The sequence below is a fragment of the Streptomyces sp. ME19-01-6 genome, from assembly GCF_033793745.1.
In the GTDB taxonomy this organism is placed as follows: Bacteria; Actinomycetota; Actinomycetes; order Streptomycetales; family Streptomycetaceae; genus Streptomyces.
Map to the genome: position 1 here is coordinate 427,813 of NZ_JARAXF010000001.1, position 20,689 is coordinate 448,501.

General features: G+C 66.3%; 21 protein-coding genes. 8 read left to right on the plus strand and 13 right to left on the minus strand.

Annotated elements, in window-relative coordinates; genetic code table 11:
• Nucleotides 1-4 precede the first annotated feature (4 nt).
• The 4 genes from PV419_RS01935 to PV419_RS01950 all read left to right on the plus strand — a co-directional run bounded on the left by PV419_RS01935 (nt 5) and on the right by PV419_RS01950 (nt 4,174).
• The gene (locus PV419_RS01935; protein ID WP_319686198.1) at nt 5-715 is read left to right on the plus strand and encodes an HAD family hydrolase; all 711 of its coding nucleotides are present in this window, start codon (nt 5-7) and stop codon (nt 713-715) included.
• A 339-nt stretch (nt 716-1,054) separates the two neighbouring features.
• On the plus strand, nt 1,055-2,302 hold the full coding sequence (locus PV419_RS01940; protein WP_319685849.1) for an XRE family transcriptional regulator: 1,248 nt from the start codon (nt 1,055-1,057) through the stop codon (nt 2,300-2,302).
• A 98-nt stretch (nt 2,303-2,400) separates the two neighbouring features.
• Nucleotides 2,401-3,174, plus strand: coding sequence for a phosphotransferase family protein (locus PV419_RS01945; protein ID WP_319685850.1), 774 nt, complete (start codon nt 2,401-2,403; stop codon nt 3,172-3,174).
• A 169-nt stretch (nt 3,175-3,343) separates the two neighbouring features.
• On the plus strand, nt 3,344-4,174 hold the full coding sequence (locus tag PV419_RS01950) for an RNA methyltransferase (RefSeq protein WP_319685851.1): 831 nt from the start codon (nt 3,344-3,346) through the stop codon (nt 4,172-4,174).
• Nucleotides 4,175-4,184: 10 nt separating this feature from the next.
• Here the strand turns inward: PV419_RS01950 and PV419_RS01955 are convergent, their stop codons facing one another.
• The 13 genes from PV419_RS01955 to PV419_RS53075 all read right to left on the minus strand — a co-directional run bounded on the left by PV419_RS01955 (nt 4,185) and on the right by PV419_RS53075 (nt 17,071).
• Nucleotides 4,185-5,186, minus strand: coding sequence for a glycosyltransferase (locus PV419_RS01955; protein WP_319685852.1), 1,002 nt, complete (start codon nt 5,184-5,186; stop codon nt 4,185-4,187).
• Nucleotides 5,183-6,106 (minus strand): glycosyltransferase family 2 protein, encoded by a 924-nt coding sequence (locus PV419_RS01960; protein ID WP_319685853.1) that lies wholly within the window; start codon nt 6,104-6,106, stop codon nt 5,183-5,185. The genes PV419_RS01955 and PV419_RS01960 overlap by 4 nt, the downstream gene beginning before the upstream one ends.
• Nucleotides 6,079-6,834: an HAD family hydrolase gene (locus tag PV419_RS01965; RefSeq protein WP_319685854.1), complete on the minus strand. Its 756-nt coding sequence runs from the start codon at nt 6,832-6,834 to the stop codon at nt 6,079-6,081. The genes PV419_RS01960 and PV419_RS01965 overlap by 28 nt, the downstream gene beginning before the upstream one ends.
• The gene (locus tag PV419_RS01970; RefSeq protein WP_319685855.1) at nt 6,831-7,853 is read right to left on the minus strand and encodes an NAD-dependent epimerase/dehydratase family protein; all 1,023 of its coding nucleotides are present in this window, start codon (nt 7,851-7,853) and stop codon (nt 6,831-6,833) included. Before PV419_RS01970 ends, PV419_RS01965 begins: the two co-directional genes overlap by 4 nt.
• Before the next feature lie 109 nt (nt 7,854-7,962).
• Nucleotides 7,963-9,189 (minus strand): polysaccharide pyruvyl transferase family protein, encoded by a 1,227-nt coding sequence (locus tag PV419_RS01975; protein ID WP_319685856.1) that lies wholly within the window; start codon nt 9,187-9,189, stop codon nt 7,963-7,965.
• Nucleotides 9,186-10,241: a glycosyltransferase gene (locus PV419_RS01980; protein ID WP_319685857.1), complete on the minus strand. Its 1,056-nt coding sequence runs from the start codon at nt 10,239-10,241 to the stop codon at nt 9,186-9,188. The genes PV419_RS01975 and PV419_RS01980 overlap by 4 nt, the downstream gene beginning before the upstream one ends.
• The gene (locus PV419_RS01985; RefSeq protein WP_319685858.1) at nt 10,238-11,281 is read right to left on the minus strand and encodes a glycosyltransferase family 2 protein; all 1,044 of its coding nucleotides are present in this window, start codon (nt 11,279-11,281) and stop codon (nt 10,238-10,240) included. The genes PV419_RS01980 and PV419_RS01985 overlap by 4 nt, the downstream gene beginning before the upstream one ends.
• On the minus strand, nt 11,278-11,919 hold the full coding sequence (locus PV419_RS01990) for a phytanoyl-CoA dioxygenase family protein (protein ID WP_319685859.1): 642 nt from the start codon (nt 11,917-11,919) through the stop codon (nt 11,278-11,280). The genes PV419_RS01985 and PV419_RS01990 overlap by 4 nt, the downstream gene beginning before the upstream one ends.
• A 68-nt stretch (nt 11,920-11,987) precedes the next feature.
• On the minus strand, nt 11,988-12,992 hold the full coding sequence (locus tag PV419_RS01995) for an NAD-dependent epimerase/dehydratase family protein (protein ID WP_319685860.1): 1,005 nt from the start codon (nt 12,990-12,992) through the stop codon (nt 11,988-11,990).
• Between the two features lie 138 nt (nt 12,993-13,130).
• Nucleotides 13,131-13,703 carry a hypothetical protein gene (locus PV419_RS02000; protein WP_319685861.1) on the minus strand — a complete coding sequence of 191 codons (573 nt, stop codon included), beginning with the start codon at nt 13,701-13,703 and terminating at the stop codon, nt 13,131-13,133.
• Between the two features lie 227 nt (nt 13,704-13,930).
• Nucleotides 13,931-14,605: a helix-turn-helix transcriptional regulator gene (locus tag PV419_RS02005; protein WP_319685862.1), complete on the minus strand. Its 675-nt coding sequence runs from the start codon at nt 14,603-14,605 to the stop codon at nt 13,931-13,933.
• 709 nt (nt 14,606-15,314) lie between these two features.
• Complete coding sequence (locus tag PV419_RS02010) at nt 15,315-16,553, minus strand: helix-turn-helix transcriptional regulator (protein WP_319685863.1); 1,239 nt, start codon at nt 16,551-16,553, stop codon at nt 15,315-15,317.
• 287 nt (nt 16,554-16,840) lie between these two features.
• A complete protein-coding gene (locus tag PV419_RS53075; protein ID WP_322111715.1) occupies nt 16,841-17,071 on the minus strand; it encodes a glutamate--tRNA ligase family protein in 231 nt (76 codons plus the stop codon).
• A gap of 328 nt (nt 17,072-17,399) precedes the next feature.
• On the opposite strand from PV419_RS53075, the gene PV419_RS02020 reads away from it, so the two are divergent.
• From PV419_RS02020 to PV419_RS02035, 4 genes are read left to right on the plus strand one after another with little or no spacing between them, the layout of a single operon-like run.
• Nucleotides 17,400-17,588, plus strand: coding sequence for a hypothetical protein (locus tag PV419_RS02020; protein ID WP_319685864.1), 189 nt, complete (start codon nt 17,400-17,402; stop codon nt 17,586-17,588).
• Nucleotides 17,589-17,596: 8 nt separating this feature from the next.
• A complete protein-coding gene (locus PV419_RS02025; protein ID WP_319685865.1) occupies nt 17,597-18,787 on the plus strand; it encodes a JmjC domain-containing protein in 1,191 nt (396 codons plus the stop codon).
• On the plus strand, nt 18,721-19,554 hold the full coding sequence (locus PV419_RS02030) for an aldo/keto reductase (RefSeq protein WP_319685866.1): 834 nt from the start codon (nt 18,721-18,723) through the stop codon (nt 19,552-19,554). Before PV419_RS02025 ends, PV419_RS02030 begins: the two co-directional genes overlap by 67 nt.
• Complete coding sequence (locus PV419_RS02035) at nt 19,554-20,387, plus strand: aminoglycoside phosphotransferase (protein ID WP_319685867.1); 834 nt, start codon at nt 19,554-19,556, stop codon at nt 20,385-20,387. The genes PV419_RS02030 and PV419_RS02035 overlap by 1 nt, the downstream gene beginning before the upstream one ends.
• The last annotated feature ends 302 nt before the right edge of the window (nt 20,388-20,689 follow it).

Genomic DNA, 20,689 nt, shown 5'->3' on the forward strand with positions numbered 1-20,689 from the left:
CCCGATGTCCCTTGTTCTCTGGGACATCGACCGCACGCTGCTGTACGTCGGCGACATCGACCGGCAGGTCTACCGCGAAGCCTTCGCAGAGATCGTTGGGCGCCCAGCGGAACGCCTGCCGGCACGAGGAACCGGCGTGACCATGCCCCTCGCCATCCGGTCCCTGCTTCTGGACAACGGCGTCCAGGAAACGGATGTCCCCCACCTGGTGCCGCGCATGGTGGAAGTCCTGCCGCACCATCTTGCGGCACATTCGAAGGATCTACGCGAACAGGGCATCCTCATACCCGGCGCCCTAGCTGCTCTGCAGGCGGTCCACACACGGCCAAACCTCGTGCCCACTGTCGTCACCGGAAACCTCAAGCCCAACGCGCTGCTGAAACTCGAAGCGTTCGACCTCGACGGGTACCTCGACACGGAGATCGGCGGCTACTCCTCGGACGACGAACACCGCCCCGCCCTCGTCGCCGTCGCGCAGAAACGGGCCCAGGCCAAATACGGGGCGGTTTTCACCCGCTCCAACACCGTCATCATCGGGGACTCCCTCGAGGACGTCCGTACGGGGCTTGAAGGAGGCGCTCCGGTGATCGGAGTCGCGTCCGGCAAGACACCCGCCGCCGAACTGGCCTCAGCCGGGGCCGACGTGGTCCTCGACGGCCTCGAAGACGTCTCGCAGCTCTTGAACGCGATCACCGCGACGACCCTCGACAGCTGAGGCGCCGACGGGCGGCCGCAGGCAGCGACTGCGCGTATTACGGGAGTGATACCGACCGACTCGGACCCCACGTACTCTGACGTGCGCTGACGAGAAGACGGGGGTGCGATGCGACAGCACGCTCGCGTGTGCGCAGACTGCGGATGCCGGCTGAGCCAGTACAACGACGAGGAGTGGTGCGCCGCATGCGCACGTGACAGGCGTCTTGCCTCCCGCTTTGAACCCCAGGTCCCGGACACCGTCTGGCAGGATGCGCAAGTCCAAAGAGCCATCGCTGAATGGGACTTCGGCCTCGTCAGTCGCCTCATTCGGGAGCGAGTCAAGCTCCGCCAGGACGACATGGCCGATCTGACTGGGCTGAGCCAGGGCTTCCTGTCAATGCTCGAAGCCGGAACCCGTCGCCTGTCGAGCCTCGACAAGGTCGCCAGGTTCCTCAGGGGCATCGAGACGCCTGCTGTCCTCCTCCCACCGCCGTTCCGCGAGCATCACGCGAGCTCGACGCCCGTCCCCTTGCCGCACCGGAGACAACCAGTAGCGGAACGTCAGGTCGCGACCGGCGAACGGACCGGGAACCTGCATGAGCTCGCGGCACAGGCCGCGGCGCAGTCGCTGCAGTTCACCGAGGAGGTCACGAGGAGCAACGTGAGCGACGTCGAGCTTGAGGGGCTGCAATCCAAGATCACCCGCATCGCGACGGACTACGTTCACGCTCCTCTGCACCCGCTCTTCCACGACCTGCTGTCGACACGGGACAAGCTCTTGTCCCTCCTGAGCGGTCACCAGCCCCCAGGACAAACTCGTGAACTGTATCTTCTCGCCGGTACGAGCTGCCTGCTCCTCGCCCACGCGTCACAGAACCTCGGCGACCAGGACTCGGCGATCGCACAGCTCCAGGCGGCCTGGACGTTAGCCGATCACGCCGACCACAACGATCTCCGGGCATGGGTCAAGGGCACAGCCGCACTGATCGCGGAATGGTCGACTCACCGGTTCACAGCCCTGGAGTACACGCAGCAGGCGAGCCGGCACGCTCCCGACGGTGAGACGCGGATCAGGACAGCAGCCATCGAGGCAAGGGCAGCGGCACGTATCGGCGACCGGAACACCGCACTGGCGGCACTCCGGGAACTCGAACGTGCCCGCGACCAACACACAGACCCTGACGGACTCACGCGTTTCGGGGGACTGCTCACCTTCCCGGAAGCGAAGCAGGAGTACTACATCGGCGGAACATACGCCCTGCTGGGCGAACACGGGCTGGCCGAGCACCACGCTGCCGCGGCGATCGAGCTATACGAGACAGGCCCAGCGGAGCAGCGTTCGTACGGCGACGAGGCCCTGGCTCGCCTGGACATCGTCACCGCGCGTATCGCCGTCGGCGAGATCGAGGGGGTCGGCGAACAGCTCCAACCCATCCTCGAGCTACCAGTGGACCGTCGCATCCGACAGCTCGGCGACGCCGTGCAAGGAGTGGCTAGGCTTCTGGAAGACCCACGGTTCGCCGGAAGTCGCGTTGTACGCGAGCTTGCCGACGCCACCCGCGGCTATCAGGCGATCGACACCAAAGCGAAGGCCCTCACCTCATGACAATGACGGTCTCTCCTGAATCCGCCGCCCGCATGGCCTGCCAGGCATCAGGTCTGCCAGACCGATCCCTCGCCCCTCTCCACCACCACGCTACCTCCGTGTTCCTCGTCACCGCGGAAGACGTCGTGGCACGCGTGAGCCCTATCTCGCAGCAGCACAACCTCGCGACGGCCGTTTCACTCACGCGCTGGCTTGTCGCGAGCGGCTTTCCGGCGACAGAACCCGCAGACGTACCCCAGCCGGTGGTGTACGAGCCTTACACCGTTACGTTCTGGCGGCACTATCCACAGCCCGCACACAGCCGGCCCCCGACCGGCCGGTTGGGCGATCTGCTGCGAGCCCTGCACTCCCTGCCGGCCCCGCCGGTGACGCTGCCGCAGTACCAGCCCCTTTCCTCACTCAAGGATGCCGTGGAATCCAGCACGTACCTTGGGTCGGACACGCAGACCTGGCTCATGGAGCGCAGGCAGGAACTCCTCAATGCTTACGCAGGGCTCGAATTCCCCCTGGGCCACGGCCACATCCACGGCGACGCATATCCAGGCAACACCCTGTGGGACGCTCAGCGCATCAGGCTCGGAGACTGGGACGAGGCGGCACTCGGGCCACGCGAGATCGACCTGGCCAACACGTTCCAAGGGGTCCGTTTCGGACGCACCTCCGCAGAGTTGGATGACTTCAGCCTCCGGTACGGCTACGACATCAGGGAGTGGCCGGGCCTCTCGGTCCTGGTCGGCATCCGAGATCTGCACACGCTCGGCTCCTTCATTCGGCGTGCGGATCGCGGAGACACGGCCGCTGCCGACCAATTGTCGTACCGCATTCAGACGCTGAGACAAATGGATGACCAAGCGAAATGGGGTTCGGCCTGACGAGCCCGAGACCAGCTGCCCTCTCTGCGCGGGCCCGGGCAGAGACGCCTGACGCTACTGGACGGACGCGTTCGGTAACGATCCGGTCCGTGTAACCTTCAGGATGCTCGGTGCTCTATTCCACCTGGGATACCGGGTTCGCAATGATCATCTTTGGCTTGGAGGACGGGTGGCAGTCCAGCGGATCTCGACCCGCAATGCCCGTTTCCAGCAGCTGCAGACGCTGCTGAACAACCGCACCAAGCGAGGGCGCGCCAAGGAGTTCCTGGTCCAGGGCGTACGTCCGATCACGATGGCCGTGGAGCACGGCTGGACCATTGGCTCCCTGCTCTACGACGCCAGCCGCCCGCTCTCCCGATGGGCCGAGGACCTGCTACGCCGTGTCGGTGCCGAACGCGTAGCGGTGGCGCCGCAACTGCTCGCCGAGCTCAGCGAGAAGACCGACGGAGCTGTCGAGGTCCTGGCAGTAGTCGAAATGGCCCCGGACAGTCTGTCGCGGATCAAGGTCGACGACGACTTCCTCGGCCTGGTCTTTGACCGGCCGACACAGCCCGGCAACATCGGAAGCATCGTGCGATCGGCCGACGCGTTCGGTGCCGACGGCCTCATCGTGACGGGGCACGCTGCTGACCCTTACGACCCCAAGTCAGTACGTGCCTCAACGGGGTCGTTCTTCGCCGTGCCCGTGGTCCGCAGCCAGTCTCACCACGAGGTCATGGAGTGGCTGGAGCGGGGGCGCGCCCAGGGGCGACCGGTGGCTGTCGTCGGCACGGACGAGAACGGCGACGCCGACGTCTCGGAATTCGACCTGACCCAGCCGGTCCTGCTGCTCATCGGCAACGAGACCGCGGGCCTCAGTGCGGCCTGGCGTGAGCTCTGCGACCACGTGGTCAGCATTCCGATGACGGGCTCGGCCAGCTCCCTGAACGCGTCGAACGCCGCCTCCGTCGTTCTCTACGAGGCGCGCCGTCAGCGTCTCGCGAAGCAGCGCACGGCGTGATCAGCCGAAGTCACGTCCAGACCTCGCCGCTGACCGCCCTCTTGTAAACCGCCAAGTACTGGCGGGCGATCGTGTGGTGACCCCAACGGTCCAGTGCTGTTTCGCGTACGGCCTGGGGCGTGGGCAGCGACGCTATCACCCGCTTCGCGTCTTCGGGCGTGATCTCCTGTCCGACCGGCAGTACCGTGCCGACACCGGGGACGATCTCGGGCAGGCACCCGTTGTCGCTGGCGATCACCGGGGTGCCGCTGGCGGCGGCCTCCGAGACCACGGTGGCACCGGGTTCGATCCATCGCCCGCCGAACGGGCCTCCCCAGGGCTGGGACAGAACGAGCTGCGCTCGGGCTCGTGCGATCAGTCGGGTACGGGCGCTGCCGCCGACCTCGCCCACGTAGCGGACGGTGCGCTGGAAGTCCGCCAGCAGAGCCTTCAAGTAGTCCTTCTCCCAGGCTGGTCCGGCGACCGTCAGTGGCAGGCCGGCGGCGTGTGCGAATGCGGCTGACTCGCGCACGCCCTTGTGCGCGGAGACCCGGCCCAGGAAGAGGAGGTAGTCGTCCTTCGCCTCCTGGATCGGATATCGCGAGGGGTTAACCGGCAGCCTGATCACCGGGGCGGATACCGACCCCGCGGCGGCGCGCTGTGCGTAGGAGAGATAGATGCCGTTGGTCTGACGCTCCGGCACGCCGTTGAGGTGGTACGTGCTCACGGACGGCCTGAGCTCGCCGGACGGAAGTGCAGCGGTGTTCGAATGGTCGTGGACGACGTCCGGGCCGAACTCCTCGATGGCGGTGTGGATGTCGACTGTCTCGACCGCGTCGGACACCGTGACGCCCTCCTGGACGGGGCTTCCGGGGGCCCCGAGCAGCAGGATCTCGCACCCGGCCTCCAGCAGCCCGTCCATGAGCGTGGCAACGACCCACTGGATGCCGCCGTAACCCTGGGGCGGCACAGTGATCCACTGCCTGGGATCGGCCCCGTACCGATACGGCGGAACGACCATGGCCACCTTCATCGGACACCCCTGGTCTCGGTGTCGCCGGCGCCGGTCCGTCGCCGTGTGATGACCTCCCAGCAGACGCCGAGGAGGACACTTGCGGTGTAGAGCACCGCGAGGGCGGTCCGCATTGGAGGGACTCCGTCCCCGGACCGGTTACGGTCCCATTCCTTCCCGATGCCTCGCCGCGCGTCGTTGCGCCGCGCTTCGCTGCGCCCCTGCCAGAAGGCGCGGCGCAGCAGGTAGGTCAGGGTAAGCCGGTGGGGAGGGATCAGGTGTTGGACTTCGGCATCGTGCAGGACCGTCGCAGTGGCGCCGCGCGCGGTCATCTCCCGTACGAAAGTGGTGTCCTCGGCGGAGGTGAGCGCGCTACCGACTCGGCCGAGGCGTTCGTCGAAGCCGACTCCGAGCAGGCGAGCGTGCTCGGAGTCGATGGCGAAGCTGCCGCCCCAGATCGACGCCGGCCGGGCAGGAGCGTGGGACCCGAGGTAGTGCAGTTGGCCCGAGGTGAGGAACCACGGGCGACGGCGCCCTTGAAGATGGGCGGTGATCCTCGTCCCGGTGACATGTGCACCAGCGGCCAGGACGGCTCGTATCTGCGTCAGTGCCTCGGCGGTGGGGACTATGTCGTCGTCGAGGAAGACGAGGTGCCGCGTCGTGGCCTCCTTCATGGCCTTATTGCGGCTGTAGGCGAGTCCTTGGTTTTCCTCGTTGCAGATGACACGGATGCGTGACAGAGGAAGCGAGGAGGTAGTGGGCAGTGCCGGAAGGTGCTGAGCGGGCATATCCGCGATGATCAGCAGTCGGTCTCGCGGCCCGATCGCCGTGGCGGTACGAGCGATGGCTCCCGGTAGGCTATCGGGACGGTTGCTGCAGATGGCGATGGTGAGGGGTAGGTCGGCGCCGAGGGTCACGGGCGTACCTCCTGGCTCGGCCATGGGCAGCGCTCTTCGCGGCCGATGGCCCGGAGTACGTCGGCCAGGTCTCCAAGGGCGCCAAGGGGCCAGTGCCTCGCGCTTCCCTCAGTTGCGTAGCCACGATGGGCTTTCGCTTCGCGGTACGCGGTCACGATCTCGGGGGCGATGCCAGCAGGCGCGTTCCATCCGCTGTCGACGTTGACGATGGCTGCCGAGCAGCCAAGAGCGAGTGCCGGAGCGGCGTCGTGGTCTGTCCGGTCGCCGACGACCACGGTGTGCTCCGGCTTCCAGCTCAGCCGGTCCAGGGCCCACTTGAAGAGGCGGAGGTCGGGTTTGGCATAGCCAACGAGCGAGTCGAGTGCGACGAGTTGGACCTGGTGCTCGATGCCGACGGCACGCAGGGCGGTGAGGCATTCCGGGGGCTGGTTTGCGACGATGCAAACTTCGTGCTCCCCGGCCAGTTGGCTGAGCGCGTCGACCGCTCCTGGTATGGGCTGTACAAGCGAGGTCCAGCATTCGCGGACGCGCTGCCAGCTCTTCGTGCCATTGGGCGGGAAAAGGCTGGGCTTGGGTGCTCCGGACGCGCGGTCCTGGTAGAAGTCGTGCATGGCCTGGAGGAAGGCGTCCATGGTGAGGGTGGGATCACCCTGCTGCGCAAGCTCCCAGACTCCTTGGAGCCAGGCGAGGTCGAAGGGTTCGTCGTAGTAGATGACCCCGCCGACATCGATGGCGAGCGTGTAGGCCGTCATGACCTGACCGCCCGTCCCGAGGCCCAGGCGAACCACTCGGACTTGTCTTCGGTGTCGTTCTCGATGCTGAGGGAGGTCGCGGGTTCCACGGGGCCGTACTCGCGGGCCCAGGCCGCGGTGCATCGAAGTCCGTCGGCGAGCGGGGTGTCGGTCCAGTCGCCGAGCACCTTACGGGCAAGGCCGTTGTCGGTGTACGCGGCGTGGACCTCGTTGCGGGCCGCCAGGTGCATGATCGGCTGGTCGGGAACACCCATCGCGGTACATACGGCATGCGCCATATCCAGCACGGTGGTGGTGTGCGAGGAGCCGACGTTGAAGACCTGGCCCCAGGCTGCCGGCTGGTCGGATGCGGCGAGGAAGGTGCCGACGATGTCCGGGGCGTAGGTGAAGGCACGGACCTGGCTTCCGTCTCCGTACACGCTGATCGGCTCGCCGCGCATGATCTGGTTGAGGAAGATGGCGACGGCGTTGCGGTAGGGGTCGCCCATGTTCTGCCGCTCGCCGTAGACGTTGTGCATGCGCAGTGCGAAGTATGGAAGGCCCTGCAGCTTCATGGTGGCGGCGAGTTCACGCTCCACGGCGAGTTTCGCGTTGCCGTAGCTGTCCGCCGGGATGGGCTGTTCGTGCTCGCGCATGGGGACGTGTCCGTGGCCGTAGACAGCGACCGACGAAGCGAAACCGAAGAACCTGACCTTGGCAGCCAGCGAGGCGTTGATCAGGTTGATGCTGCCGAGAAGGTTGACGGAGTAGTTGTGGTGCTTGACGGCGTGGCTGATGCCTTCGGCGGCGAAGGCGGCCAGGTGGTAGACGCCGTCGAAGCGGTACGAGGCGAAGAGTTCGGCGACCGTGGCCTGGTCAGCGACCGAGCCGACGATGAGGGTCGCGCAGTCGGGTACGTTCTCGGTCTTGCCGCCGTCGAGGTTGTCCAGGACTACGACGTCGTCGCCGCGCTCGATCAAGGATGCGACAAGGTGGGACCCGATGAAGCCGACGCCGCCGGTCACCAGATGCGTGGGCATGGTTGTTGTGTCTCCCATTCCGTGAGTCGGTCCCCGATGCTGCCCGGGAGCGGGCCGCATCGGGTCGTGCGGTAAGCGGTGTAGACGAGCCGCGCGTGGAGCGGGAGGTTCAGGCTCCGAGAAGACTGTTGATCTGGGCGAAGTCACTGCGGGCGCGGTCGGTGATCAGCGGGAGCCGCTGCTGCAGGGCGGTGCGCAGTACGGCAGCGTCGGTGTCGTGGACAATCCGGTCGGTGACGGTGATGTCCTCGGTGAAAGCCCGGACGTCTGCGTGGATGTCGTCGACGTCGACGGTGTCGCCGTAGGTTTCGGCGAGCACTCCGTTGAACTTGTGCGAGTGGCCGATGGCGATCGCCGGGACGCCGCTGGAGAGTGCGCCGATCGCGGAGTGCAGGCGCTCGGAGATGACGAGTTCGGCGCGGGAGAGCACGCCCTTGTAGTCGGAGGCTGTCAGTGCGCCGGGCAGCGTCATGACCTGGGACATGCCGGCGGCCTCGGCGATATGGGCGGCGAGGATCCGGTCGTCGTTGTGGCGCCGGGAGTCGTGGCAGTGCGGCACGAGGACGACCGGTATCCGCCAGGTGCGTGCGAGGGCGGTGGCCAGTCGCGTCACTGCCGTTGCATGTTGTGCCTCCTCCAGGGCGCTGAAGCGGGTGATGCCCTGGCTGGGGGCGAGACATATGTAAGGGTCTTGAGGGGTGAGCCCCAGGGGTCTGAGCACGGCCGATGTTCGCTCGCCAGTGGCTGTCGGCAGCAGGAAGGCGGGGTCGGAGGACAGTTGCACACGGTGCTCGGGAAGGCCGAGTTTGCCCACGAGGTAGCCGTGGGAGAGGCTCTCCCGGACGGTGAGGAGGTGGCACCGGGCGGCGACCGTGATCCATGCCTCGGCGTCGGACGGATCGTCGAAGGGGCCGACGGACTGGCCGATCATCGCTGTCGGGATGTCCCGCTGCTGGGCTGCGGTCAGGACCCGCAGGTACGGTCTGGAGACCCCGTAGTCCGAGGTGTACAGGTCGCCCCCGGTGGCGACGACCAAGTCGGTTTCGGCGAGGAGTTGTGCGCCGCGTGCGGTCAGCTCGGCAGGGCTCTCCTGTGGACGCATCTGCTGCCAGGAGCGGGAGACGACGAAGGGATCGGCCACGCAGCGGGCGCCGGTGGGGGCGAGGGCTCCCTCGTCGAGCGCGGGGGTCTGAGTGAGGACGGTGACCTTGTTGACTCCTTCGGTGTTTATCAGTTGCTCGGCGATGGTGCGGGCCAGGGCCTCGACACCGCGGCTCTCGCAGCTGGTGATGCCGGTGATCAGGACGTTCGACACAGCGGACCTCGCAGGAGTCATCGGGTGAACCGCAGGAGTTCGGTCAGAACGGCGCGGTAGTTGAAGCGCTCGTGGACTCGCCGCTGGATGGTCGCCAGTCGCTCGCGGTACCGGACCGGCTCGCGCATCATCCGGGCGAGGGTGTCGGCCGGCTCGTCGTCGAGCAGGAAGAGCTCCGCGTCGCCGCCGTAGAGTGCGGACAGGTAGCCCAGGCCCGGCCAGAGCGCGGGGATGCTGCCCGAGGCCAGGGTTTCGAACATGCGGGGGGTCAACAGCTCCATCTGCGCGAGCAGCGGACGGGCCAGCACCGGCGTGATCGCCGCCTGGGACATGGCGGAGACCACATGCCCGAACGGAACGGGCGGCGCCACCTCGACACCGTGGTCCTGCATCCAGCCGGGCTCGTTGGCGGTGGCGGTCAAGTGGTCGGGGTGCGGGTCACCCGCCCACCAGCGTCCGCAGACCCGGATGCGCTCGATCGACGGCTCGGCGGCGACTGCGGCCCGCACGAGGCTGGTCATCGTTTTCCAGCGCCACCAGTTCGCGCCGACGTACTGCAGCTCGTACGGCAGGGACTGTGGTTCGCGGAGGTCAGTGGCGATTCGGTGGATGTCCGGCATGCCGAAATAGCTGAAGAACTCGGCCCCGTCTGGGAGTGATTTACCAAGCCGCGGCTGAAGAATCACATCGCTGAGGTCGGTATACAGCTTGTGCCAGGACTCGATGCTGTACGCGCCCGCGTTGTCGTCCAGGTCGGCGGTGACGTACGGGCCCCAGTGGCCGTCGGGGTCGAGGATGATGCGCCGCCGACGGGGCACAGCGTCGCACAGTTCACGCTGCGGGGCGGACAGGAATTGCCTGCCCTCGAAGACCAGGACGAGGTGGGTGGCCCAGGTGAGGTCGTCCACGAGCGGCAGGTGGACGTTCACCGTGCCGTCGAGGCGAGACAGTTGGCTGGAGACGCCGACCTCGCATCCCGCCGCTGAAGCGACTCGGGCGTACTCGACGATCATGTGGCTCGAGCCCGCGTTCCAGTGGAAGACGCCGGCGAACAGAATCCGGGGTGTGGTCATCGTGCGCTCCCCGCCTGTGGACGACCGTGACCGTCCGTCTGCCAGCCGAGCCGGCGGTGGGCGCGGCGGCGCGCTCGGATCAACGGTGCCCGGCGCACGAGCCAGCACACAGCCTCGGCGGTTTCCCATGTCCCGCGCCACCAGGTGGTCACGCCACCCACGCCACGTCCGCGCAGATCGTCCTTCAGCCACCGGCTCGCCAGCCGCAGCGTGGGCAGGGGGCGCCAGTCGATGTCGGTGAGGAGGTAGTAGTAGCGGTTGCGGCGCATCTGGATACGCCGGTAGCGGCTACCTGCGGTTCCACCGCCTCCGAAGTGCTGTATCCCGACATTGAGCAGGAGGGCGACGCGCCCCCCGGCCCAGCGGGCGCGACGGCACAGATCGGTCTCCTCGTAGTACGTGTGGAAGACCTCGTCGAAGAGTCCGACGGTGCGAAGCAGCTCGGCGCGGACGAAGAAGGCCGCCCCTTGGACGTATGCGTGCTCCAGGGTATTCGGGGCACGGCCTTCGGGCGGGCTGGCGGGTGAGGGACGGTTCGGCCAGTCGCCGGCGAAGGCGTGCTGCTCGCCCGAGCGTAGAGCTGTCCTCGACCAGTCGTTGTACGCCCCCAGAGCGGTGTTGCCCGACTCGTCGTACTCGTACTGCATGGGGCCGACGACTCCGTAGTCGGTCCAGGCATCCATGAACTCGGTCAGACCGCGCACAAGCGACTTCGGTGTCTGGGTGTCCGGGTTGACGAGGAACACGTAGTCGGCACCGTCGTCGAGCGCCGCTCGCATGCCGATGTTGTTGGCGCGGGCGAAGCCGACGTTGCTCCGATTCTGGATGACACGCACCTCGGGAAAGCGGTCCTCGACGAATGCCGTGCTGCCATCGTTGGAGTCGTTGTCGACATACCAGACTGTTAAGTCGATCCCGGGGGTGTCGCTGTTTAGAAGTGTCGCCAAGCAAGGCTCCAGCCAGCGACGCTCGTTGGTGCCCACCGTGATAGTCGCAACCCGCACTCCGGGGCTATGGCCAGTGGCATTGAGGCTGGTCACGGCAGCTCCAGATCGGCGGGGGCGAACTCGATGACGATGCTGCGCCGGATTCGCGGCGAGCAGTTTCGGCGCGAGGCGTGGGCGATGCGCACGTCGTGTATGGCGGTGTCACCGGCTGTGAGTGGGAGGGCGTGGACCGGTCCTCGGACCTGGAGCTCGTCGGCCTCCTCGTCGTCGGGCGACAGGTGTGAGCCGGGGACGAATTCGAGGCATCCGTTATCCGCGTCGGAGTCGTCGAGGAAGACGCTCAGGTTGCACACGGTGTGCGGCGGAACATTGGTCCGGTCGCGGTGCCAGGGCACCGGGGCGGCCACCCTCGGCAGCTTGACGATCAAGGCGCAGGCTGTGGCGCGTACGGGACCGTCCAGAACGGAAGCGGCCATCGGATGCAGGGGACCGCCGTCGGCGTAGAGGCGGGTCACCGCAGGGGAGCCCTGGTCCTCCAGGTTGTGGATGCGGTAGAGGACGGGCGCGTTCGTGCCCGCCGGCGTGAAGTGCCAGTAGTCGTCCGAACGGAAACCGTCCTGGGTGAAGCGCCGGATCAGACGGTCGGCCTCGGCCCGGAGGTCCTCAAGGGCGTCTTCTGTGAACCTCTGGGGCAAGACGGCGTAGCCGTCTGTTCGGAAGACTTGGAGCATCCTGTCGTCGTACCGGTGGTTCTGTAACGGCGCCTCGACGGTCTCCGGCTGTCGTGGTGCGTGTCGAGTCATCGTTCCCTCGCTGCGGTGCCGTTGAGCTGCGTGGCGAACCAGTCGATGGTGGTGCGCAGTCCTTTGCGGGGATCGGTCTCCGGCTTCCAGCCGAACTGCTCCCAGGCGAGTGCGATGTCGGGCCTGCGGCGTCTCGGGTCGTCGACTGGGCGCTCGACGAATTGGATCGGCGCGGCGGACCGGCTCAGTTCCCGTACGAGGTGAGCGAGTTCCAGGACCGTGGTCTCGGCGGGATTGCCCAGGTTGACGGGGCCGGGGTGGCTGCCCCCAGCGACGGCAAGGATGCCTCGGACGGTGTCGTCGACGTAGCACAGTGACCGCGTCTGCGAACCGTCGCCGGTGACGGTCAGCGGCTCATCCGCCAGCGCCTGGCGGATAAAGGTCGGTACCGCACGCCCGTCCTCCGCGCGCATCCGCGGTCCGAACGTATTGAAGATCCGGACGATTGCTGTGTCGACACCGTGCTTGCTGCGGTAGGCCGTGGTGGTCGCCTCCGCGAACCGCTTCGCCTCGTCGTACACACTGCGCGGCCCCACCGGATTGACGTTGCCCCAGTATGACTCCCGCTGCGGGTGCTGCAGCGGGTCGCCATACACCTCGGAGGTGGAGGCGAGCACGAAGCGGGCCTTCTTCTTCCTGGCCAGTTCCAGCGCGTTGATAGTCCCCAGAGAACCGGCCTGAAGCGTCTGGACAGGGAGTTGCAGATAGTCCCGAGGAGAGGCCGGCGAGGCGAGGTGGAGGACGAGATCGACTTCCCTGGGTATCGAGATCGGATCCGTGACGTCGTGGATGAGCAGCTCGAATCGGTCGTCCGGCTGGCGGTGCACTACGTTGTCCGCCGTGCCCGTAAGGAGGTTGTCGATGCACACCACCTCGACACCGCTGTCTAGCAGCAGATCGCACAGATGCGAGCCGACGAACCCACAGCCGCCGGTGACGACGGCACGGCGGAAGGGAGGTCGGTTCGCGTCCGGCCTGTGCCTCCATAAGGAGGTTCTCATAGCGCCTCTTTCTCCGAAATTGGGATGGAAGTGGCATAGCTGTGCCACACGACGACGCGTGACGGGAAGTGCAGCAGGCTCAGCAGCGCCCGGATGGGTGGGCTTCCGTAACGGCGTGGCTGTCGGCCTGCGTGTTGGTCAGCGCCCACAAGGCTTTACCACCCGGGACCAGCACTGGGTCTGGGTGCATACCACGGCCAATAGCAGGCCCCAGCTGGCCTCGGAGGTTTCGTTGCCGCCCTTCATCAGAGCTTCATCGCCGACCTGGTAGTTCACTTCAGCAATGACACCCTCGTCGCCAGATGACCAGGCTGCGAGATCCGCTGCACGGTCCCCGAGGCCGTAATGGCGTTGGCGCCGAGTTTGGTCAGGACTCGGCCGAAGTCTCGTGACGACTTCCGGACTCAACCGACCGCCGGCATGGCCGCGAGCGAGGAGGCCGCGTGCCCTGGTGACGGCGATCGGTTCGGCCGCCAAGGCGCACGGCAGCACTGGCGGCCTCATTGACCGTCCGGTGTTGAGCATCAAGGTCATCATCTGCCCCTCGCCAGACGTGGTCCCTTGGTTGAGCGCGGCTTCAACTTCGTTGGAAGCTGTCGCGAGGCGCATGTCGCGTGCGACATGCGGAGCGAGTGCGGGCCTGACTGCGGTGATGCGCGTCGTCAAGTTCTCGCTCGTCGTCGCGTAGAAGGCCGTCCATTTGTCCTTCAAATGGCAGGCCCCGTACGGCGCGCCTTCAGTGCCTGCCCAGAGTGCTTGACGGATTCGCTCACCGCACATATCGGGGGTGATATCACCGGAGTGATGCGGACATGGCAGTCAGTGGCCCCCGCGAAGCGGAGGAAACCTGCGGCGACTGCCTGCTGGCTCGAGCTCTGTAGCGAGAGGCGGAATCGCTGCCAGGCACGACAGCCGCTAGAGATCATTAGAGATGGAGATTATGGTGCGTTGTGACGCCCGCGCACGCCATGCCACTGATTGGCCTCGTCCGTCAACCTCGGCATTCGCAGCATGGGGCCCGTGAGTTCTTCCGGAGTATCGAGTCCAGCTAGCAGCTCTACGATCTTGTCGATGTTGGTCAGCCGTCGAGCGCCTGACTCCAACATGGATAAGAAGGCCTGGCTTAGCCCTGTGAGCTCGGCCATGTCGTTCTGGCGTAGACCGCTTGTCACGCGGACCAGGTGACACAACCTGCCAAAGTCGCGGGTGTACAGGGCTTCCTGAACATCAACACGTGCCCATACCTCAGTGGACACAGTCGGTGCGGGTGCAGGCCGATGTCGCACCCTGCGCGAGCAACCGCTGCAATATGACCCCGCGTTATATCGGCTAAGAACGCATCGACATCGTTGGCACCGACGGTCGTGGCGCTCTAGATCGGTTTCTGTGGTGCGATTAGGTACGTGGGTATGCTCCCAAGGCCTGGGTTCGCTTGTTGCACTGCCTTCACGCGTAGGTGTCCGATGGGTCGGATTGTCGGCGGCGAGGGCGATCAAGTTGGGTCCTCGACCGTCAGTCGGCGGTGTGCCATCGACCAGAGAGGGCACGTCCCCGCGGGGCTGGTTGCGAGAGTGCGCCGGCCTGGCGATCACGGCGTCAAAGCCCACGAGCACAGGTCAGACGACAAGTGGCGTGGCCTGGTGACGTGGCTCGCACTCGCGGTCTGCAATCGAGCCGCCAAGGCCCACGACCGATCAGCGCGCGCCTTCGCATCACGCCGATCGGCCCGCTGGGCGGCATCCACGCCAGATAAGCTTGAGGCGCAGGCCAGCATCAAGACACCGCTTCCTCAGCCGGCCCTCGCCGCTCCCTGCGCGCCTGGCTCAGTGCGCGGCGCAGCGCATCAGGGCGGGTCAGGGATCGCGGTCCGCGGGGGAAAATGTGCCAGTGCATTCCAGGAGGTGCCGTGCTGTCAGCGGACGGCACAACGACGTGGCATGTCTGCCCGAGCGCGACCGTTCCTGGCTCCTCCCATTGGGCCGCGGTGCCCACGGGGACCAAGAAGTACAAGCGGGGCTCTGGACCGCCGGGATCCAGGATCACCGGGCCGACTGGTTCGTCGCCCTCGTTGAGGATTTCGATCGCGCGTCGTCCTACAGCCTCTACAGCACGGACGGCGTCCCACCATTCGCCCGCCGAGCACAACTCGGGGTCTTCGCCGATGGGCATCCACCGCGGCGGGAGAGGGCGAGCTGCTCGATTGGCGTCGGACATGGGAAAGGCCTCCTCACTACTGCGTGTGAAGAGACCATTCCACTCAGCAAGTTCTGTGCGCGGACAGATTGTCCGCAGGTTTCACCTCCCAAGCTCCTTGACAGGTACTCAGGTTGTGCTAATGCCGGTCCAACTGCTGAACGTCGAGAGCTCGTTGGATGGATGAGCATCCATCCTCAGCAACGCTGCAGTCGTCTCTCGAACGGAGGGATGGAACCGCGTGTGGTTCGGCGCAACTTTCCGTGCCTGCTTGAGATCGGTGAACGCGCCACCCCGGTCCCCCATGGCCAGCTTCGCGGAAGCGACGTCGATGAAGTGGTGACTGGATCGCTCGCCCACGGTCGTAGCCGGCGGCGTCCACTCACCACCCGAGACGGGGGACCACTCGGCGAGACGGGCGAGCGCCTGCTCGGTGTCACCCATATCGATCAAGGTGTGCACCTCGTGGATGCGAATGTTCGTCGGACCAAACGACATCTCGTACGCCAACGAATCGCGGTTACCTGCCATGCGCGCCACCTGCTCCGCCTCCCGCAGGTAGGAGTCAGCGCGATCCGCATTGTTCTCGCGGGCCTCGAGCACCGCCAGCTTCAGCAACAGCGCACCGTCAACGGCTAGCGCATCGTCGGAGAAGGAGTGTTCCGGCTGGAGTCGCCCCAGCTCGGCCCGCAGTGCGACAAGCTTGCGCCGTGCGGACGAGTAGGCGCCCTGACGGAGCATCGCGCCTGCGACCAGGTAGCCAGCCGTGAACTGCATCAGAGGGTCACCGGAACGGTCAGCCGCCCACCGCACACGCTCCAGAGCCGTGTTCGACAGGTCGTGGTGGCCCATCTTATGGGCCAGCGAGTTCACCGCACGGTAGGCGCGGGCCAGATGCCAGAACGCCTTGGCCTGGTCCCCGTTGCGGCCACCGAGAGCAACGTGTGTCAGCTCGGTGATGATCGACGGCAGCAGGGGGCCCATCGGGGCGTAGCGGGCATCGCGGCGCAGGGCAGCCACCTGGTCGACTTCCGAGGCCAGCACGGGAAGAGCGCGGGGGGCGATGTCCAGGTCATCGGGGCTGTCGTAGCACAGCAGGAGACGACGCAGCTCCGGGATGACCGCGTGCACGCGGTCTTCCGCTTCCGGCTCGCCGTAGTACGGCTGACCGGTCAGAACCTCGGGGCCGAAGTGCAGAGCCTTGGCGAGCAGCAGCACCAGCGACGGTGAAGCCTTCCGCGCACCGGACTCCAGCTTCTGTATATAGCTCGCGGACACAGCGACCTTCTGCGCCATTTGAGCGGTCGACAGGTTCCGTGTCTTGCGTGCCACACGGAGACGGTCTCCCAGCGTCAGGTTTTCACTCATTGGTGGATCTGTCCCTTCGCGATGGAGCACTTCGATCAGAGTACGGAATGCGCCATGACTCGCGACCCTGGTCGCCGAGTGTTAACAGAGCTGGCAGTCCTGCGAGGGGGAGCTGAAGCCGCCCCGGGCCCACGTGGGGCGTGCCGCAGGCTTTGGCAAGTCGAATTGAATTCGACCAAAGGGCTACAAAGCGGCCTCATCTTGGAGGTGTCCCTGCTTGATAGTCAAGAGCTGGCGGCAAAGTACGTACGGACAGATTGTCCGCGCCTTCCCGGTGTTCGTAGCCATCACGAAACCGCCCTGTCACGGATAGTGATCGGAGGAGTCGCTCGGAGCGACTGTCTGAGTGCAGTCACAGCGGCATCCGCGACAGACCCTTGAACGCGGAGTCCGCCTTGGAGATTCCAGATCCGCAAGACGAACTTCCCACCAGGCTGCCGTGCGACACCCCAGTTGTAGAGAGCCGACCGGGCACCACTGATATGGAACAGCCCGGTGGGAGCGGGGACGAACCGCACGCGCGTCGAGGTTGCTGGATCACACGAGCGATATCACCGACGTGATATGCGAAGTGGCCCCGCCAGAAGCAGGGTTATGACCACGGACGAGCAGTGACGCCCCGTAGGCATCGCTCCAACCGTGCAAGCACATCAGTGCCGCACAGCCGCGACGCACCGCGCCGCCGATGAGCACCGTCCCTGTATCACCCGAAACGCCTCGGACGCCAGGGGCGGTTTCTGGCGCCTACCGCGCCAGATGGCACCACCACTTAGCAGCTGCGTCCCTTGCAGCCGCAGATCCCCCAAGTCGCTCGCTGGCCGAGCGGCCCGGATGAAAGGAGACCGAGTGGCTAAGACCACGCAAGGCACGAAGCCCAGGGAGGGCGGCGGCACCAGCGTCGGCTTGCTCGTCGCTGTCGAGCAGCTCGCCATAGCCCACGACCGCAGTGAGGCGGAGCGGTCCGACATCACCAGCTCGCAGAACAGCGCGGGTGATGACGGCGACAACCGCGACCAGAACCTGCCCAAGGAGTAGGAGGAAGCATGGAGCACCGGCTCGTCACAGGTATCGAGAAGGCGCTCGGCTGGGGCGGGCCGGGGCCCGTAGGCACCGCGTTCGCTCGCGGGCACCTCGCCGACCCGGGCCTGGCCACACGGCTGATGACCCCGAACCGGTTGCTGGAGGCCATCCGGCACCGCCACCTCGCCAACCCTCAGCTGCGCTGCTACGCCGAGGGAGACGAGGTACACCCGTCACTCTTCCTGTCCACCAACGTCAACCGGCGCAGGCAGGCTGTCAGCCAGGCCGACATGGCGGCCCTCGGTCGGATCCTCAACGGTGGCGGGACCGTGGTACTGGACCACGTCGACTTCTTCGACCCGACACTGGAAGTCGCCTGCCGCGCCCTGGGGTGGTGGTCCGGCGAGCTCACCTCCGCCAACGCCTACCTGGCCGTCGGCGACACAGATGGCTTCAACCTGCACTGGGACGATCATGACGTGATCGCCGTTCAGCTCTCCGGTGAGAAGTCCTGGGAGGTCCGAGGCCCCTCTCGGCTCGCGCCCATGTACCGGGACGCCGAACGCAACCTCACTCCCTCGGAGGAAGTGCTCTGGAAGGGCACGATGCGGGCCGGCGACGTCATGCACATACCCCGCGGCTTCTGGCACACCGCAACGAGGCTCGGCTCCGGCGACGACGGCCACTCTCTCCACGTGACCTTCGGCCTCACCAAGCGCACCGGGGTGACCTGGGCCAACTTCCTGTCCGACGCCGCGCGCGCGGACGAGGACTTCCGTACGGATCTGGAGCGCAGCGACGGCACCGGCGACGGCAACGTGCTCGCCGCGAAGCTAACCGATCTCGCCCGGGAGTACAGCCCCAAGCGATACCTCGCCGACCTGCGCGCCAACACCCCGCCCGCTCGGCACATGCCCCACATCCCGGCGTTCGGTCCCCTCGAATACGTCGCTGCCGTCACCGAGTTCGAACCGGTCATCACGCCCTCTGGCGACACCGTCCGAGTGGTTGGCGGCGGCAAGCGCCTCACCTTCCACGGCCGCGCCGAGTCGGGCCTCCGCAGCCTGCTGTCCGGGCACCCGGTGCGCCTTACCGACGACGACCAAGACCTCACCACGCTCGCCGAGCACCTGATCCAGGAGGGGCTGTGCGCACCGCTGACCGCCGAATCGCTCTCGGCCTATACCGGACTGGTCACACCCGACGCCTTCTAGAAGGAGCCCTGGAGCAGGGGGTCACGGATCTCGACACTGCGTTCAACTACCACCGGTTCGACTCCCACCGGACCCTCGCGGCGATCGCCGGTGACCTGCTCCCCGCCTTCACCATCTCCACGAAGGTCGGCTACTTCCCCGACGGCCACGACCTCGACCCAGCACGGATTCGTGCTGCGGTTGAGCAGTCGGTAGAGGAGCTCGGCCGCAGTCCGGACACAGTGCTCCTGCACAATCCTGAGTCCTCGGTCGAGGGCTTCACCGACGCTTCCGCCGCGCTGCTGGAGATGCGCGAAGCGGGACTCTTCAAGCACTGGGGATTCTCCACCTGGGACCCGCGGCGTCTTCTCGAAGCTGACTGGGAGATCCCACGCCCGGACGTGGCGATGGTCCGCGCCGGCCTCACGGTCTCCGTCGCGATCCTCAACGCAGTGGACGAACTCGTCGATCGCGCAAAGATCACCGAACTGTGGGGGATGGCTCCTTTCGCGGGTAATGCGGACGACTCGATATGGCGGACCGTGGACATGTCCACGTTTCTCGTCTCGGGCCAGCAGGGCACTGCGCTGCAGGCAGGCATCGCCACAGCGTTCGCGATACCCGAAGTGGCCCGTCTTGCGGTCGGCACCTCCCACGTGGAGCACCTCGCCGAAGCGGTCGGTGGCTCGCGACTTGAGGTCAACACCGAAAGGGTGACGGAGTACCGGGCCCTTCTGCGCGAAAGGGCTACCTTGAGCGCAGGATCTCCGTCCAGGAAGGACCAATAGTGCAAGCCACCTTGGATGACCTCTCGACCGTTGCGCTCGACGACGTCCTCGACGACGCCGAGCGGCGGCTCGGACGTCAGCTCAAGCGCGAGGACGGCCACTTCAGCAAATACAACGGCACCGCCGGATTCCGAACCGATGAAGCCACATGGGTCCGGATCGCCTGGCGGCGTACTGCGGTGATTGACTCCCAGGCCTGGACCGGCTACGAGGCTGCAGCTGCTATCGAAGGCGTGCCTCGCCCCGAATGGTCGGCAGCAGCCGTCTGGACAGACCATGCTCGCGGCGTGGTGTGGCGTGCGGACGAGATGACGCTCGTGGAAGACGGGGCCCTCTCCGCCACAGGAGACATCACCACAGATCCTGGACTGCCCGAGCAGTGGTGGGCCGACCTGCAGACCGCACTCACCAACCTCGCGGCGCACTCCACAGATCGTGTGTCCATGGGCCAAACCCACTTGACCCGGCGAATCCACGAGGTCTACGGGAACGAAATCGACACCACGATCACCAACTGGGCCTGCGCCCACGGCGATCTCGGTTACGCCAACCTCTGCGGTCCTGACCTGTCGATCATCGACTGGGAGAGCTGGGGCATGGGCCCGGCGGGATGGGACGCGGCCTGTTTGTGGTCCGCTTCCCTAGCCGTGCCGACGCTTGCAGAACGAGTACAGGCCATGTTCTCCGACATTTTGTCGACTCGCAGCGGCAAGCTGTCCCGCCTGCTGCTGTGCGCCAACGTCGAGCGGGCGTTCCGCCGGACAGGAAAGAAGGCGCCGCTCACCGACACCATGGCTGAACTCGCTACCTCGCTGGTTCGCGAACTGCAGTAGAGCACCATCATCACCCGTCGCGGCACTGAACACGGCTCAGGGCTGGGCGTCCACCGGTGGGTCGCCGAACAGAGCTTCGCGCTCCTGCACTGGTTCCGCCGGTTAGGCATCCGCTGGGAGATCCGCGGCGACATCCACGAAGCCTCCCTCAGCCTCGCCTGCAGCATCATCTGCTGGCGAGGCTGAAGAAACTCGCACTCTGTTAGGACTTTTAAGAGGCCGGAACGTGTGATCTGCGCCTACGAGCAGAAGTAGGCTTCACCCTGCAAGACCATGGGAAACGATCCACAGGGGGGTACTGG